The 15,724-nt window shown below is 73.6% G+C and carries 12 protein-coding genes; 9 read left to right on the top strand and 3 right to left on the bottom strand.

Annotated features, from left to right (window positions below):
* Positions 1-68 precede the first annotated feature (68 nt).
* A complete protein-coding gene (locus ACGFMK_RS41515) occupies positions 69-1,280 on the top strand; it encodes a PP2C family protein-serine/threonine phosphatase (RefSeq protein WP_392775079.1) in 1,212 nt (403 codons plus the stop codon).
* An 8-nt stretch (positions 1,281-1,288) separates the two neighbouring features.
* Here the strand turns inward: ACGFMK_RS41515 and ACGFMK_RS41510 are convergent, their stop codons facing one another.
* Positions 1,289-1,672, bottom strand: a complete 384-nt coding sequence (locus ACGFMK_RS41510) for an STAS domain-containing protein (RefSeq protein ID WP_392775077.1) — start codon at positions 1,670-1,672, stop codon at positions 1,289-1,291.
* A 166-nt stretch (positions 1,673-1,838) separates the two neighbouring features.
* Between ACGFMK_RS41510 and ACGFMK_RS41505 the strand changes: the two genes are divergently transcribed.
* From ACGFMK_RS41505 to ACGFMK_RS41480, 6 genes are all read left to right on the top strand, one after another.
* The gene (locus tag ACGFMK_RS41505; RefSeq protein WP_392775075.1) at positions 1,839-2,192 is read left to right on the top strand and encodes an STAS domain-containing protein; all 354 of its coding nucleotides are present in this window, start codon (positions 1,839-1,841) and stop codon (positions 2,190-2,192) included.
* The gene (locus ACGFMK_RS41500; protein ID WP_392775073.1) at positions 2,192-3,769 is read left to right on the top strand and encodes a PP2C family protein-serine/threonine phosphatase; all 1,578 of its coding nucleotides are present in this window, start codon (positions 2,192-2,194) and stop codon (positions 3,767-3,769) included. The genes ACGFMK_RS41505 and ACGFMK_RS41500 overlap by 1 nt, the downstream gene beginning before the upstream one ends.
* Positions 3,766-4,194, top strand: coding sequence for an ATP-binding protein (locus ACGFMK_RS41495; protein ID WP_392775071.1), 429 nt, complete (start codon positions 3,766-3,768; stop codon positions 4,192-4,194). Before ACGFMK_RS41500 ends, ACGFMK_RS41495 begins: the two co-directional genes overlap by 4 nt.
* 63 nt (positions 4,195-4,257) lie before the next feature.
* Positions 4,258-8,355 carry a SpoIIE family protein phosphatase gene (locus ACGFMK_RS41490; protein WP_392775070.1) on the top strand — a complete coding sequence of 1,366 codons (4,098 nt, stop codon included), beginning with the start codon at positions 4,258-4,260 and terminating at the stop codon, positions 8,353-8,355.
* Positions 8,352-8,654, top strand: a complete 303-nt coding sequence (locus ACGFMK_RS41485) for an STAS domain-containing protein (protein WP_392775068.1) — start codon at positions 8,352-8,354, stop codon at positions 8,652-8,654. The genes ACGFMK_RS41490 and ACGFMK_RS41485 overlap by 4 nt, the downstream gene beginning before the upstream one ends.
* Before the next feature lie 257 nt (positions 8,655-8,911).
* Entirely contained in the window at positions 8,912-9,643 is a 732-nt protein-coding gene (locus tag ACGFMK_RS41480) for an ANTAR domain-containing protein (RefSeq protein ID WP_392775067.1), read from the top strand.
* 7 nt (positions 9,644-9,650) lie between these two features.
* On the opposite strand, the gene ACGFMK_RS41475 is transcribed toward ACGFMK_RS41480, so the two are convergent.
* On the bottom strand, positions 9,651-10,061 hold the full coding sequence (locus tag ACGFMK_RS41475) for an ATP-binding protein (RefSeq protein ID WP_392775066.1): 411 nt from the start codon (positions 10,059-10,061) through the stop codon (positions 9,651-9,653).
* Positions 10,062-10,184: 123 nt separating this feature from the next.
* Here ACGFMK_RS41475 and ACGFMK_RS41470 point away from each other — a divergent pair, with 123 nt between their 5' ends.
* A complete protein-coding gene (locus ACGFMK_RS41470; RefSeq protein ID WP_392775064.1) occupies positions 10,185-13,454 on the top strand; it encodes a glucodextranase DOMON-like domain-containing protein in 3,270 nt (1,089 codons plus the stop codon).
* Positions 13,455-13,615: 161 nt separating this feature from the next.
* On the top strand, positions 13,616-14,161 hold the full coding sequence (locus ACGFMK_RS41465; RefSeq protein ID WP_392775062.1) for a DUF4232 domain-containing protein: 546 nt from the start codon (positions 13,616-13,618) through the stop codon (positions 14,159-14,161).
* A 234-nt stretch (positions 14,162-14,395) separates the two neighbouring features.
* Here ACGFMK_RS41465 and ACGFMK_RS41460 read toward each other — a convergent pair whose 3' ends face one another.
* Entirely contained in the window at positions 14,396-15,394 is a 999-nt protein-coding gene (locus tag ACGFMK_RS41460; RefSeq protein ID WP_392775060.1) for an aldo/keto reductase, read from the bottom strand.
* Between the last annotated feature and the right edge of the window lie 330 nt (positions 15,395-15,724).

Here is a 15,724-nt window from a genome sequence, read left to right as displayed (position 1 = left end):
CCCCGGACCCCCGCCACCGAAACGCGGGATGGTTGGGCCCGCCCAGGACGTCCGGCTAGGGTCGGTCCATGTCGCGGAGCCTCGACGGCCAGGACCGGCTGCAGCTGCTGGAGGAGATCATCGGCGCCCCCTCCGGCCACCTCGCGCTCGCCGCCGTGCTGACCGAGACGCTGGACCGCGTCCGCGAGGTGCTGCAGGTCGACACCGCGACCGTGCTGCGGTACCAGGCGGGTGGGCAGCAGCTCGTGGCGATCGCGGCCGCGGGCATCGAAGAAGAGGTCCACCAGGGGGTGCGCGTGCCGGTCGGCACCGGGTTCGCCGGCCGGGTCGCCCTCGACCGCGAACCCGTCGTGCTCGACCACGTCGACGAGACCACCGTCGTGAACTCCCTGCTGTGGGAACGCGGCCTGCGCGCCATGCTCGGCGTGCCGATGGTCGTCGGCGCCGACCTGGTCGGCGTGCTGCACGTCGGGTCGGTCCGGGAACGGCGGTTCACCGAGGCCGAGACCGGCACCCTGCAGCTGCTCGCCGACCGGCTCGCCATGGCGATCCAGGTGGAGGCACTCGAGGAGAACCGCGCCGCGACGATGGCGTTGCAGCGCAGCCTGCTGCCGGACGTCCTGCCCGACCTGCCCGGCCTCGCCTTCGCCGCCCGGTACGTGCCCGGCGCGGAGACGGGCCTCGGCGGCGACTGGTACGACCTCTTCGCGCTGCCGGGCGACCGCGTCGGCGTCGTGATGGGCGACGTCTCCGGGCACGGCCTCGAGGCGGCCGTGATCATGGGACGGCTGCGCAGCGCCCTGCGCGCCTACGCCCTCGACTGCGACGACCCGGCCGAGACGCTCGGCAAGCTCGACCGCAAGGCCAACCACTTCGAGCACGGCGCGATGGCCACCGTCGCCTACGCGATCATCGACCCGGGGCGGGATTCATTGCGGCTGTCGCTGGCCGGGCACCTGCCGCCGGTGCTGGCGCGCCCGGGTGAGCCGGGCGAACTCGTGACGGCGCCCGTCGACCCGCCGATCGGGCTGTCCCTCGGCCGGCCCGAGCGGCGCACCACCGTCGTCGAGCTGCCGCTCGACGGGGCGCTCGCCTTCTACACCGACGGTCTCGTCGAACGCCGGGACCGGCCGGTGGACGACGGCATGACCGAGCTCGCGGCCACGATCCGGGCCGGGGAACCCGAGCGCGTCTGCGCCCGGGTGATGGCCACGATGATCGGCTCCCGGCCGGCGCAGGACGACGTCGCCCTGCTCGTGGTCCACCGCCACGCCCGCTGAAGCCGCGGTCACGGCGCCGTCAGCGCCGCCTCCCGCGTCGGGAACAGCGAAAGGCTGTCCTCGAGACCGGTCAGCTGGATCGGCCGCAGGGTCGCCCGGCCGGTCGCGACGATCCGCACCGCGGTGCCCGGCCCGGCGTTGCGGTGGATCATCAGCAGCGCGGTCAGCCCCGGCGACGCCAGGAACTCGACGTTGCTCAGGTCGAGGACGAGCAGTCTCGGCGCCGCGGCCAGTACTTCGTCCGCGGCTTGGACCACGGCGGGCGCGGTGGTGGTGTCGACGTCCCCGGAGACGTCGAGGACGACCGCGCCGTCCTGCTCCGTTCGGGCGATCCTGAACGCCCCGAATGGCACAGCAGCCGGAGAGCCCGCAGTGTGGGTGTTCTCGGTCATGGTGTCTCTCCCGCCCTCGGCGACGCCGCCGGAACCTCCGGCGGGCGCGCTTGATCACGAAGGCTGTCTGCTCAACCAGGACCAATCATGCCCGTAGCACCGCGCTCCCGCCGCGTCAGCACCCTCCGGGTTTGCGTCGCGCCCGCGAACAGGCAGGATGGTGACCATGGCCGAAACGGACGCGAGTGCTGCGGGCACCGTCGTCCTGGAGCACCGCGACGGCGCGGCGGTGCTCCGGGTGAGTGGCGCCCTCGACCTCGCCCTCGCGCCGAAGCTGCGGCAGTTCGCCGACCGCGCTTCCCGGCAGCAACCGGCCGTGCTGGTCATCGACCTGACCGACGTCACCTTCCTGGCCTCGGCCGGGATGGCCGAGCTCGTGCGGGCGCACCGCGGCGACTCCGGGACGGCGCCGCTGCGGGTGGTGGCGAACGACCGGATCACGTTGCGCCCGCTGGAGCTGACGCGGCTGACCGACGAGCTCGCCATCTTCCCGTCGTTGACCGACGCGCTGGGTCCCTGATGCCGCCCCCGCCCCACTTCGACGCCGTACTCGACGCCGTGCGCCGGGCCTTCGTCGACGGGGCGGGCAAGCCGGTGGGCACCGAGCTGAGGCCGCTGGGCCCGGCCGAGGCCCGTGCCCTGCTCGGCGACGGCGTCACGGCGGCCGTGACCGAACCCGCGGTGCTGGCGGGCCTGCTGCCGGGCCGGGCGGTCACCGCCGCGGTCGCCGTCACCGGCGGTCACGACGGCGGCACGCTGGTCTACACCGGCGCCGAGGTCGGCGGCCTGCCCGAGGCCGTCGCCGCCGCCGTCCAGGCCGCCACCGCCGACCTCGCGGACACCGTGCTGCGGCTGCAGGGTGACGCCGCGGTGATCGACGCGCTGCACTCGGTCGGCCGTCAGCTGACCGCCCAGCTGGACCTCGGCCGGATCGTGCAGGACGCGACCGACGCCGCGACCAAGGCGACCGGCGCGGGCTTCGGCGCGTTCTTCTACAACCTCGTCAACGATGTCGGCGAGTCGTACACGCTCTACACGCTCTCGGGGGTGCCGCGGGAGGCGTTCGAGCGGTTCCCGATGCCGCGCAACACCGCGGTGTTCGGCCCGACCTTCGACGGCACCGGTACCGTCCGCAGCCCCGACATCACCGCGGACCCGCGGTTCGGGAAGAACGCGCCCTACCGCGGGATGCCCGAGGGGCACCTGCCGGTCCGCAGCTACCTGGCGGTGTCGGCGATCAGCCCGACCACCGGGGAGGTGCTGGGCGGCTTCTTCTTCGGCCACCCCGAAACCGGCCGGTTCACCGAACGGCACGAGTACCTCGCCGAGGGCATCGCCGGGTACACCGCCATCGCGCTGGACAACGCCCGCCTCTACGAGCGGGAACGCACCCTCGTCAGCGAGCTGTCCCGCAGCATGCTGCCGGTCGCGCCGGAGATCCCCGGCCTCCGCGTGCTCACCCGGTACCTGCCCGCGGCCACCGGCACGAAGATCGGCGGCGACTGGTTCGACGTGATCCGGCTCCCCTCCGGCGCGACCGCGTTCGTGATCGGCGACGTCGTCGGCCACGGTGTCACCGCCGCGACCGTGATGGCGCAGGTCCGCACGGCGATCCGGTGTTACGCCCTGCTGGAGCTGACGCCGTCGGAGGTGCTGCGGAACGTCTCGGAGCTGACCGGCGGGCTGTTCGGCGCGAGCTTCGTCACCTGCTTCTACGCCGTCCACCACCCGGACGGCACGCTGACCTACGCGAACGCCGGGCACCTGCCGGCGATCCTGATCCGGCCCGGCGCCGAGGTGGAGCAGCTCGGGGAGGCGCTGGCGCAGCCGCTGGGCGTCGGCTCGGTGTTCCCCCAGCGCAGCACCACCTTCCCGCCGGGCGCCGACCTGGTGCTCTACACCGACGGCCTGGTCGAGAGCCGCACCCGCGACCTCACCCTGGGCATCGAGTGGCTGCTGGCGGGCATCCCGGGACTGCTGGCCGCGACCGACCTCGACGCGGCGTGGGACGCCCTCGTCGAGGAACTCACGCACGGGCGACACGACGACGACATCGCGCTGATCCACGTGCGTCACCGCGGAGAGGACGGCACATGACAGACCCCCTCCCCCCGGACGCCCCCACCTCCCCGGCTTCGTTCCACCGGCGCACGGTCGCGCTCGCCGACCGGCTGCCGGAGCTGCGCGAGGCGCTGGCCGACTGGGTGCGCACCCTCGGCCTGGGCGACGAACGCGCGGAGGACGTCGTCCTCGCCGGCTACGAAGCGATGGCCAACTCCGCCGAACACGCCTACCGCGACCGGGAAGCCGGCTACGTCGACGTGCGGGCCGAATCGCTGGCGGGACGGCTGACCGTCACCGTCACCGACTACGGGAGCTGGCAGGCCCCCGTGCCGACGAACGGCCTGCGGGGCCGCGGGCTCCTGCTCATCGACAGCCTCGCCGACCAGTGCGCCCAGGTGCACCGCGAAGACGGCACGACGATCACCATGAGCTGGTCCGGCGGCGTCACGCCGGGGTGACGGCGACCGGCGCGCCCGGCGGCGCCCGGGTAGGCTTCCCCGGGGCCCCGATCCGGGAGAGTGATGACCGTCGCCGAGGAATCCCACCGTCCCGCGTTTCCCGGCATGTTCCCCGGAACCAGCCGGATGGCGGCGCGGATGCGGGAGTTCGACTGGGCTTCGTCACCACTGGGCCGCCCGGAGGACTGGCCGTCGAGCCTGAGGACGGCGGTGCGGATCTGCCTGACGTCCCGCTTCCCGATGATCGTCTGGTGGGGACCCGATCTGCGGCTCCTCTACAACGACGCCTACCTGCCGCTGCTCGGCACCAAGCACCCGGCGCTCGTCAAGCCGGGTGAGCAGGTCTGGGGCGACATCTGGCACATCGTCGGCCCGATGCTGCACGGCGTGCTGGCCACCGGCGAGGCGACGTGGTCGGAGGACATGCTGCTGCCGATGAACCGGCACGGCTACTGGGAAGAGACGTACTGGACGTACTCCTACAGCCCGGTCCACGACGACAGCGGGGCGGTCCGGGCCGTGTTCACCGCAGTCACCGACACCACCGAGCGCGTGATCGGCGAACGCCGGCTCGCCGCGCTGCGCGAGCTGGGCGCGCGGGCCGGGATCGCCCGCACCGTCGCCGAAGCGTGCGAGCTGGTGGCCGACGTGCTGGGCCGCGCCGGGGCCGACGTCCCGTACGCCGCGATCCACGTCCGCCGCCCGGGCACCGACGACCTCGCCCTCGCCGCCGTCACCCCCGGCGGTTCCGGGGACGCGGACGGCTGGCCGCTGGCGGAGGTGCTCGCCGACGGCGTCCCGCGGACCGTGTCCGGCCTGACCGGGAAGTTCGGCGAGCTGCCGTCGGGCGAGTGGTCCGAACCACCCGCCGAAGCGATGGTCCTGCCGCTGCCAGGGGACGCGGGCGGCCCGGCCACCGGGGTGATCGTGCTCGCCGCGAGCGCCGGGCACGCCGTCGACGAGTCCTACCGGACGTTCCTCGGGCTGGTCGCCCAGCAGACCACGGCGCTGGTCAACGGCGCCGTCGCCTACCAGGTCCAGCAGGAGCGCGCCGAGGAGCTGGCCGCGCTGGACGTGGCGAAGACGACGTTCTTCTCCAACGTCAGCCACGAGTTCCGGACGCCGCTCACGCTGATCATGGGGCCCGCGGCCGAGCTGCGGGACGCGCTCGGCGACGCGGATCCGGTGGTGCGTGAGGAAATCGAAGTCATCCACCGCAACGCCGTGCGCCTCGGGCGGCTGGTGAACAACCTGCTCGACTTCTCCCGGATCGAGGCGGGCCGGATGCAGGCCCGGTTCGAGCCGGTCGACCTCCCGGAGTTCACCGCGGAGCTGGCGAGCGTGTTCCGCGCGGCCGTCGAGCGGGCCGGGCTGGCGTTCGAGGTCGGCGGCGAGTCCCTGGGCGAGCCGGTGCACGTCGATCGCGGGATGTGGGAGAAGGTCGTCCTCAACCTGCTGTCCAACGCGGTCAAGTACACCTTCGACGGCACCATCCGGGTGCACACCGGCCGCGACGGCGGCCACGCCGTGGTGACCGTGTCCGACACCGGGATCGGCGTCGCCGCCGAGGAGATCCCCCGGCTGTTCGAGCGGTTCCACCGGATCCCCTCGGCGCGGGCGCGCTCGAACGAGGGCAGCGGGATCGGCCTGGCGCTGGTGCGCGAGCTGGTCGGGATGCACGGCGGCGACATCACCGCGGAAAGCTCCCCCGGCGCCGGCACGACGTTCCGCATCCGGCTGCCGCTGGGTACCCGGCACCTGCCCGCCGACCAGCTCGCCCCCGGGCCCGCGCGCGCCGGGATCGCCGCGGAGACCGTGGAACCGTTCGTCGCCGAAGCCCTGCGCTGGCTGCCCGGACCGGACGACGAGCCGGCCGGCGAGGCCGTCCCGGCCGGGCCGGCGGGCGCGCGGGTGCTGGTCGCCGACGACAACGCCGACATGCGCGGTTACCTCACCCGGCTGCTGCGCGACGAGTACGCCGTGACGTCCGTGCGCGACGGCGTCGAGGCGCTGGCCGCCGCGGCCGCCGACCCGCCGGACCTGATCGTCAGCGACGTGATGATGCCCCGGATGGACGGCCTGGAGCTGCTGGCGCACCTGCGCGGCGACTCGCGCACGGCCGCCGTCCCCGTGCTGCTGCTCTCGGCGCGGGCCGGTCAGGAGGCCGCGGTCGACGGGCTGGCCGCCGGCGCCGACGACTACCTCGTGAAGCCGTTCTCCGCGCGGGAACTGCTCGCCAGGGTCCGCACCACGATCCAGCTCGCCCGGTTGCGCACGCAGCACACGCGGTGGCGCGCGGCGATGATCGACTCGCTGCAGGAGGGGTTCTTCGTCGGTGACGCCGACGGGCGGATCGTCGAGATCAACACCGCGTTCACCGAGCTGCTGGGGTACGGCGCGGACGGCCTGCCCTACACCCAGCCGTTCCCCTGGCTGCCGACCGCGGACGCCGATCCCCAGGGGCACCAGCAGGTGCTGGACGCCATCGCCCGGGCCCGGGCGGAGCCGGCCGGCGGTTTCGTGCTGCCGATGCGCCACCGCGACGGGCACCGGGTCTGGGTGGCGACGTCGTACAGCGAGCTGCACGACGACGAAGGCCGCCGACGGCTCGTCGGCACGCTCCGCGACGTCACCGCGGAGCGCTACGCGGTGCAGCGGGAAAGCGCGCTCGCGGCCATGAACCAGCGTCTCGCCGGACTGAGCGGCGTCCCGGACGTCCTCGACGCCGCGCTGGCGCTGCTGCGCGACCTGTGGCGGGCCGAGCGGGTGCTCGCCGTGACCTGGCCCCGCACCGGCGAACCCGAGCTGGTCTCCACCGACCCCGCCGACCGGCGGTGGACCGGGCTCGCCGCGCCGGTGCGCGCGACGCTCGACCGGATCCGCTCGCTGCCCGCGTTGCACGCGGCACCGGCGGGGCCGGCCGTCGGCACCACCCTCGACCACCCCGACGGGCAGCTGACGCTCTGGGTGGAGCCCGCGGCCGGGCGGCCGCTCGGCACCGAGGACCAGACGCTGCTGGCCCTGCTGGCCGGCACGCTCGCGCACGCCCTGCGCCGCGCCCACCGCGACGACCGGCAGCGCGAGGTCGCCCTCGCCCTGCAGCGCTCGATCCTCGGCCCCGCCGGGCTGCCGGACGGGTTCGCGGTGCGCTACGAACCGGCGACGCCGCCGCTGGAGGTCGGCGGTGACTGGTACGACGTGATCCCCCTCGACGACGACCGCATCGGCATCGTGGTCGGCGACTGCGTCGGCCGGGGCCTGTCCGCGGCGGTGGTGATGGGCCAGCTGCGCAGCGCCTGCCGGGCGCTGCTGCTCGAGGCCGGCAGCCCGTCGCACACCCTGACCGCGCTGGACCGCTTCGCCCGCCAGGTGCCGGACGCCCTGTGCACCACCGTCTTCTGCGGGGTTCTCGACCCGGCCACCGGCACCCTCACCTACAGCAGCGCCGGGCACCCGCCCGCGACCCTGATCCACCCGGACGGCACGGCCGAGTCGCTCGACGCGGGCGGCAGCGTCCCGCTCGCGGTGCGGGTCCCCGAGGCCCGGCCGGAGGCCACCGCGATCGTCCCCATCGGCTCGCTGCTGATGCTCTACACCGACGGGCTGGTCGAACGCCGCCGTGAGCCGCTCGACGACGGCATCGACCGCGCGACCGGGGTCGCCCACGACGCGCACGACGCCGAGCTCTCCGACCTGGCGAGCACGCTGATGAGCTCGCTGCGGCCGGCCGACGGCTACGAGGACGACGTCGCGCTGCTGCTCTACCGCCGGACCGTGCCGCCGCTGACCATGGAGTTCGAGGCGCACCCGGAGAGCCTCGCCTCGACCCGGCACTGGCTGCGGGCCTGGCTGGCCAACGCCGGCCTCGGCGAGGACCTCGAGCAGGACGTGCTCGTCGCCGCGGGTGAAGCCTGCGCCAACGCCGTCGAGCACGCCTACACCGGCGGGACCGGGCCGAACGCGCAGCTGTCCGTGCGGCTCACGGGCGCGCACCTGGTCGTCACGGTCGCCGACCACGGCCGTTGGAAGCAGCCGCCGCCGGACAACCACGTGCTGCGCGGGCGCGGCATGCCGATGATGGAGGCGCTGGCCGACGCGGTCACCATCCGGCACGACACCGAGGGCACCACCGTCACCCTGGAATGGAGAATCGGTTCGTGACGACGGCACTCACGCTGGTCCCCGGTCCGGGCGACGAAGGTGACCGGATCCTGACCGTGACCGGCGAGATCGACATGAGCAACGCCGCGGAGTTCGGCTCCGCGATCGACCGCGAGCTGGCGGCGGGTACCGCCGTCACGGTCGACCTCACCGCGGTGACCTACCTCGACAGCGCGGGGGTCGCGGTGCTGTTCGACCGCGCGGACGCGCACGACCTGCGCCTGGTGGCGGCGCGGCTGCTCACCCGCGTCCTGCAGGTCTCGGGCCTCACCCGGGTCGCGAAGGTCACGATCCGCTGAGCCCGCGGGGGTTGGGACCCACCCCGCCTGGGTACGCGAAGGGCAGCGACGGCTGGAGGGTGGGTTGCACTGCCGGCGGTCGCGAGGTGGCTTCCCGGCAACCAACCCACGGTGTTCAGCAGCGAGCCCGGGCCGGTGCCACCGTCGTACCGGGCCCGGTGTTGCGGAAGACGCGACCGGCGCGGGTAGGGTTTCGCCGGATCCGTTGAAGCAGCAGCGGTTCGACACTGACCGCAGCCGCCCGGACGGAGATGAGCATGACCGGTGCGCCGATCCCGGCCGAGGACCTCGACGAGCTGACCGACGCCATGGCGAATCTCACCGGCGCCCTGGAGACCGAACCCGCCGAAGAGATCCTCGAAGTCGTCTGCGCGGAAGCCGTCCGCGCCGTTCCCGGCGCCGACATGGCGAGCATCACCGCGATCCGCGACGGCGAGCCCGAGACCGCGGCCGCCACCGACGACCGCGCCGTCAAGATCGACGGCATCCAGTACACGGCGGGTGAGGGCCCGTGCCTGCAGGCGGCGGCGACCGGCGAGATCGTCCGGGTACCGCTCGCCACGGCCGGGCGCGTGTGGCCGGAGTTCACCGAGTACGCCACGAGCATCGGGGTGGGCAGCTACCTCGCCGCGCCGTTGCGCGTCGACGAGCACCTCGGCGGCGCCCTGAACCTGTTCGGCCACGGCGACCACGGGTTCGCCGAAACCGACTCCCAGCTGTTGAAGCTCTACACCACGATCGTGACGTTCGGGCTGCGCACGACCCGCCGCTACCGCAACGCCCGGCAGCGGGCCGTCGAGCTCGAGGCGGCGATGAGATCGCGGGCGGTGATCGAGCAGGCCAAGGGCATCCTGATGGCCGTGCACCGGATCACCGCCGACGAAGCCATGCAACGCCTCATCACCGAGTCCCAGCGCAGCAACGTGAAGCTGCGGGACGTCGCGACCCGGTTCGTCGCGGAGCTGTCCGCCGGGGGCTCGCCGGGCTGACCCGGTCTTACGCGCTCCGCCGGACCGGGAACGGCCAGGTGAGCGTCATGACCGTGCCGTCGTCGGTCGAGCGCAGGTCGAGGCCGTCCACCAGCGCCTGGATCAGGCGCAGGCCACGACCGCGGCCGCCCTTCTCCTCCAGTGCCTGCCAGCTGCCCTCGTCGGCGATCGTGATGATCAGCACCTGGTCGTCGATCCGGGCCCGGACGTCGATCTGTCCCGGCCGGCCTTCGTAGGCGTGGTCCAGCACGTTCGCCATGGCCTCCCAGGAGGCCAGCACGACGTCTTCGGCCTGCCTGCTCACTTCGTCGCCGGCCCTCCGGCGCAGCCACGACATGAGATGGCGGCGCAGACCCGGCAGCGTGCGTGGGGTGATGGTGCCGCGGTAGCGCCACCCGTCCGATCCGTGCTCTTCCACATTCACCTCCTCGGGGGACTGTGGGATTGCTACCCACGTGCCGGGGTTCTCAATCAGCGGTTCACCGCGAGCCTGGTGCGTTCGGACCTGGTGCGCGGCTCGCGGGCGTGATCGGATGTCCTGATGACTCGGTCGACGTCGTCCGTGGTGCTGTGCGCGGTGCTGGCCGCCGCCACCCTCCTGCCCGCCCCGGTGGCCTCGGCCGCCGCCGACCCCGGGCCGGGCGCCGTCTCGCACTTCGGCCTGGCCCGCAAGGACTGCCTGGGCACGGCGCGGAACACGACCAGCAAGGCGTGGTTCACCGTGGCGAACGGCGTCCTCTCGGACGTCTACGCGCCGGTGATCGACAACACGAACGTCGAAACGCTGCAGTTCGCCGTCACCGACGGCCGCAGCTTCACCGACCTGCAGGCGCGCGACATGACCTACACGGTCCGGACCAGCGCGGGCGGGATGGCCTGCGAGGTGACCTCGACCCCGCACAGCGGCCGGTACCGCCTGGTCACCGAGTACCTGGCCGACCCGGCGCGCACCGGCGTGCTGATCCGGACCCGCCTCGAGCCGCTGCGCGACTCCGGCCGGGACCTCAAGGTCTACGTGCGGTTCGACGCGAGCGTCAACGGCAACGGCGGTGGCGGCGCGGCCAACGGCGGCGGCGACACGGCCACGGTGGACGCTTCGACGTCCGCGCTGGTCAGCGCGGACACGAACACCGTCTCCAGCGCGCCCGCCCGCGACTACGGCACGCCCCTGGCCGCCGCGCTGCGCGCCGACCACCGGTTCCTCGGTACCTCGAGCGGGTTCGCCGGCACTGCGGGTGACGGGCTGGCCCAGCTGGACCGCGACCACCGCCTCACCGACACGACACCGTCGGCGGTGAACGGCAACGTGGTGCAGACCGCGCAGCTGGACCTGGCACCGCGCCGCCCCGCCGTGCTCGCGCTGGGTTTCGGCGCCGACGCGCGGGCGGCCGTCGCGACGGCCGGGGCGAGCCTGCGCACGCCGTTCGACCAGAGCTACCGCGACTACGCGCGCGGCTGGCAGGACTACGACAAGGGCTTGAACCCGTTGCGGGGCAAGGATTCCGACGCGTACTACCAGTCGGCCAACGTCCTGAAGGCCAGTGAGGACAAGACGTTCCCCGGTGCGGTGGTCGCCTCCCTCGGCAGCCCGTGGGGCCAGGCGGTGTCCGCGGGCGACGCGCCGGGCGGCAAGCCGGTCTACTTCGGCTCCTACCGCGAGATCTTCGCCCGCGACCTCTACGAAAGCTTCTCCGGCCTGCTGGCCGCCGGCGACCGGGACACGGCGCGGGCGAGTGTGCGGTGGCTGTTCTCGCGCCAGCAGCAGCCGGACGGCCGGTTCCCGCGCAACTCGCTGCTCAACGGCAAGAAGGCACCCGACTCCGGCGGTGACCAGCTCGACGAAAGCGCGTACCCGATCCTGATGGCGTTGCAGGCCGGCCTGGACCGTGACCGGACGCTCTACACCGAGCACATCCGGGCGGCCGCGGACTTCGTGGTGGCGCACGGGCCGTCGTTCGGCTCGGAACGCTGGGAAGAACAGGGCGGTTACTCCCCTTCGACGATCGCCGCGGAGATCGCCGGGCTCGTCGCCGCGGGCGTCATCGCCGACCGCAACGGCGATCCGGCGCGCGCCCGGGTCTACCGGGCCACCGCCGACCGGTTCCAGCGCGGCATCAAGGGCTGGACGGTGACGTCCACCGGTCCCTACGGCGGCCGGTACTTCCTGCGGCTGACGAAGAACGGCGACCCGGACTCGGAGTACTTCTACAACCTGGGCAACGGCTCGGTGGACGCCGACCAGCGCGCCGTCGTCGACGCCGGGTTCCTCGAGCTGACCCGCCTGGGCGTGCTGCCGGCGAACGACCCGGACGTCACCGCGTCGCTGGCCGTCGTCGACCGCGTGATCAAGCGGGACACCCCGGCCGGGCCGGGCTGGTACCGCTACGGCACGTCGGCGCCGGGCAGCGAAGACGGCTACGGCGACTGCTACGAGCCCGACCCGACGAACTGCGCCCCGACCGGCACCCCGTGGCCGACGACCAACACCGGGTCCGGGCACCTCTGGCCGGTGCTCGCCGGTGAACGCGGTGAGCAGGCCGTGCAGACCGGCGACCGGGCGGGCGCCGCGGCGTTGCTGCGCGCGATGCGGGCGCAGACCGGCGGGACCGGGCTGATCCCCGAGCAGATCTGGGAGAACCCGGCGGTGCCGGCCTCGCCCTACGGCACGGACCCGCGTACCGCCTCCATCGGCTTCACGCCGGGCCAGTCGGTCGGTTCGGTCGCGCCGCTGAGCTGGGCGCAGTCCCAGTCGGTCCGCCTGGCCCGGGCCGTCGCGGACGGCAGGCTGCCCGAGCAGCCCGCCGACGTCCGCGCCCGCTACGTCACCCACGCCCCGCCCGCCGCGCTGGCGGTCACCCTGGACGCGCCCGCGTCGGTGTCCACCGCGACGGCGGCGGTTTCGGGCACCGCGCCCGCCGGGAGCCAGGTCGACCTGGCCGTGTCGGCCACCGACGCCGGCACGACCACGGTCCTTTCGGTACGTGCTTCGGCGTCGGGAACGTTCACCGCGACGGTCCCGACGCCCCTGGGCGCGAACGTCGTCACCGCCACGGCCACGGGTGCGGGCACGGGCTACGCGCAGCGGACGATCAGCTCGGACTACGTCACCGGCACGGTCCTGCTCGACCGGACCGACCCGGACGGCGACGACAACGGCCCGGGCACGTACACCTACCCGACCGCGACCGACTTCCACGCCGGCGCGTTCGACCTGCAGCGGTTCCAGGTCATCGACTCGGGCAACAATCTCGTGTTCCGCGCCCAGGTCCGCGACCTGTCCCCGACGTTCGGTTCCCCGCTGGGCGCCCAGCTGCTGACCATCTACGCGCACGACCCGGCCGCGACGGCGACGTCGACCGCCCCGCCGTTCCCGACCCGGGCGTACACGATCGCCCCGGCGGACGCGTGGAGCCGGCGCCTGGAAGTCCAGGGCTTCGCCGACCCGTCACTGGTGGACGCCTCGGGAGCCGCGCTGGCCACGCCGTCGGTCCAGGCTTCGCAGGCGACGCGGTACATCACGGTCAGCGTCGCGAAGTCGGCGTTCGGGACACCGGCCGCGGGCTGGACGTTCGCGGTGGTCCTCACCGGCCAGGACGGCAACTCCCCCGACCAGGCCCGGCCCTTCACCCCGACGGCGGGCCAGTACACGTTCGGCCTGTGCGCGGCGGGGGGAACGTCCCCGGTGTGCACCGCGGACCCGGCCACGGCGCCGAAGGCCTTGGACGTCCTGACCCCGGCGGGGGTGGACCAGGCCGCCGAGCTGGACCCGACCCGGGGACCGGTTGCGGTGCGCGGGGTGCCGGTGGGCTGAGGGCCACGTCAGGTAAGACGTTCAAGATCACCCAGGGTTGCTTTTGTGCGGGCAACCCCACTTCGGAGCTAACCCGAACGGGTCGGGGGCATCTTTCCTAGTGAGCGCGGAGTTCGGTGAAGGACTCACCGGAACCGCCTGACACAGGAAGGGGTCAGCTCATGACCATTCGTCCGAGCGTCCGCCGTACCGTGACCGTCCTCGCCGTGACCGCCGCCGCCGCGTCCGCCGCCGTCGCCGGGGCCGGGGCCGCCTCCGCGATGCCGACCGACTTCAACTGCGCCTCCAGCCAGGTCGACACCACCCTCGTCGCCGGCGAACCCGGTGCGGGCCAGCGCTACGCCTCGGTGGTGTTCACCGCGAAGCCGGGCGAGTCGTGCACCCTCCCCGGCTCGCTCCCGGTGACGCTGACCGGCGCCGACGGCGTCACCGTGACCATCGACCCGGCCGCCGCGGACGCCCCGCCGGTGACCGTCGCCGACGGCGCGCCCGCGTCGATGCTCCTGCACTGGACCGGCATCGAGGCCCCGGAGAACCAGGTGTCGCCGGTGAGCGTGACGGTGACCGCCCCGGCGACGTCCACCCCGCGCGGCGACGACTTCGACCCGGCGATCACCCTGCCCTGGAACCAGGGCCCGGTGGACGACTCCGCCGAGGCGCACACCCTGACCGTCGGCCCGGTGACCGCGGGCGCGCCCGCGGAGTGATACCCGACCGGTCCACTGTGGACACTTTCGGTCCACGGTGGACAGGTTTTCCGCGGGGCCGGCCGGCTCCGGCGCCGTGTCGGCCGTTCCCGCGGCTTCCGGCCGGTGCCGGAGTGTCCGGCGATTCCAGGCGAACCCAGTCGTCCCACGTCGCCGCGGCCCTGGTCGCCGAGCCGCCCCCACCATGCACACTCGGGCAGTCTGATGGAGGATTCCGGCCGCCTGACACACCCACTAGCGAGGCAGGCCCGCGTTGAGCCGCCTCAAGACGTCGTGCGGGAACGGCAGGGGCACCTCGCTCACCTCGGTCAGCCGGTCCACCTGAGCGGCCGTCAGGTCGAGGGCGAGCGCGCCCAGGCTCTCCGTCAGCTGCTCCGGTGACCTCGCGCCGATCAGCGGGGCGGGCATCGCCGGCCGGCGGGTCACCCAGTGCAGGGCCACCTGCGCCGGGGTCGCGCCCACCTCGGCCGCGAGCTCGCGGACGGCGTCCAGAATCGCCCAGCGGTGCTCCGGTACGTCGGCTCCGGCCAGGCGGCCGGTGCCCGCGCCGTCGCGGGTGTACTTGCCCGAGAGGAAACCGCCGGCGACGGCACCCCACGGCTGGATCGCCGTGCCGAACTCCTGGGCCAGGGGCACGTACTCCGCCTCGATCGCGCGCTCGACCAGGGAGTACGCCAGCTGCAGGGCCGTCACCGGCGGGCCGCCCAGCATGGCCGCCTTCGTCGCGTACCAGGCCGGGACGTCGCTGAGCCCGACGGCGCGGACCTTGCCGGCGCGCACCAGCTCGTCGAACGCGGCCATCACCTCTTCGGCCGGCGTGCTGCCGTCCCAGATGTGCAGCCAGTAGAGGTCGACGTGGTCGACGCCGAGCCGGCGCAGGGACGCTTCCAGGGAGGCGACCGTGTTCTTGCGCCCGTTGCTGCGGTGCCGGGGATCCGACACCGGGCCGCCGTCGCGGAATCCGGGCCCGGAGTACTTGGTGGCGAGCACGAGGTCGTCGCGTGCGGTGTCGCGCAGGAACTCGCCGACGAGCTCCTCGCTGCGGCCGTCGCCGTAGTTGTCGGCGGTGTCGACGAAGTTGCCGCCGCGCTCGACGTGGGTGCGGAAGAGCTTGCGGGCCGTGTCGTCGCCGGCGCAGAAGGCACCGGTGCCGAAGGTCATCGCGCCCAGGGCCAGCGGCGAGACCCGCAACCCGGAGCGGCCCAGCGGCCGGTAGCAGTCCAGTTCGGTCATGCGTCCGAGCCTGCAACCCGGACCGCGCTCCGGGTCAACCCCATCGGGTGATGCACAACCGGGCAAGAACGAGGAGAAAAGCAGGCATACCCCCGACTATCAGTGGGTGAACGTCCGGTGTGCGCTAATCTGCCCGAATCCAGGTCGCCGCAGGTGGGCGGCCTCCCCGGACGGCGAGGAGTCGAATTCGTGCAACCGAACCTGGGGCCAGGTGAAGACTTCCAGCTGCTGCTCGACCGGCAGGTCCGGGACATGCAGGCGAAGGCGGCCGCGCTGAACGAGGCGATTTCGGCCGCCGGCGCGACGGTCCGGACCCGCGACGGCGCGGTC

This window comes from Amycolatopsis sp. NPDC049252 (genome assembly GCF_043197175.1).
GTDB lineage: Bacteria > Actinomycetota > Actinomycetes > Mycobacteriales > Pseudonocardiaceae > Amycolatopsis.
Note: the sequence above shows the minus strand (reverse complement) of the source record. Positions and strands in the feature narration are given on the sequence as shown.

Coding starts and splice junctions, on each gene's coding strand:
- ACGFMK_RS41515 (WP_392775079.1), top strand. CDS start 69: ATGTCGCGGAGCCTCGACGGCCAGGACCGGCTGCAGCTGCTGGAGGAG.
- ACGFMK_RS41500 (WP_392775073.1), top strand. CDS start 2,192: ATGCCGCCCCCGCCCCACTTCGACGCCGTACTCGACGCCGTGCGCCGG.
- ACGFMK_RS41505 (WP_392775075.1), top strand. CDS start 1,839: ATGGCCGAAACGGACGCGAGTGCTGCGGGCACCGTCGTCCTGGAGCAC.
- ACGFMK_RS41510 (WP_392775077.1), bottom strand. CDS start 1,672: ATGACCGAGAACACCCACACTGCGGGCTCTCCGGCTGCTGTGCCATTC.
- ACGFMK_RS41480 (WP_392775067.1), top strand. CDS start 8,912: ATGACCGGTGCGCCGATCCCGGCCGAGGACCTCGACGAGCTGACCGAC.
- ACGFMK_RS41490 (WP_392775070.1), top strand. CDS start 4,258: ATGACCGTCGCCGAGGAATCCCACCGTCCCGCGTTTCCCGGCATGTTC.
- ACGFMK_RS41460 (WP_392775060.1), bottom strand. CDS start 15,394: ATGACCGAACTGGACTGCTACCGGCCGCTGGGCCGCTCCGGGTTGCGG.
- ACGFMK_RS41470 (WP_392775064.1), top strand. CDS start 10,185: ATGACTCGGTCGACGTCGTCCGTGGTGCTGTGCGCGGTGCTGGCCGCC.
- ACGFMK_RS41495 (WP_392775071.1), top strand. CDS start 3,766: ATGACAGACCCCCTCCCCCCGGACGCCCCCACCTCCCCGGCTTCGTTC.
- ACGFMK_RS41465 (WP_392775062.1), top strand. CDS start 13,616: ATGACCATTCGTCCGAGCGTCCGCCGTACCGTGACCGTCCTCGCCGTG.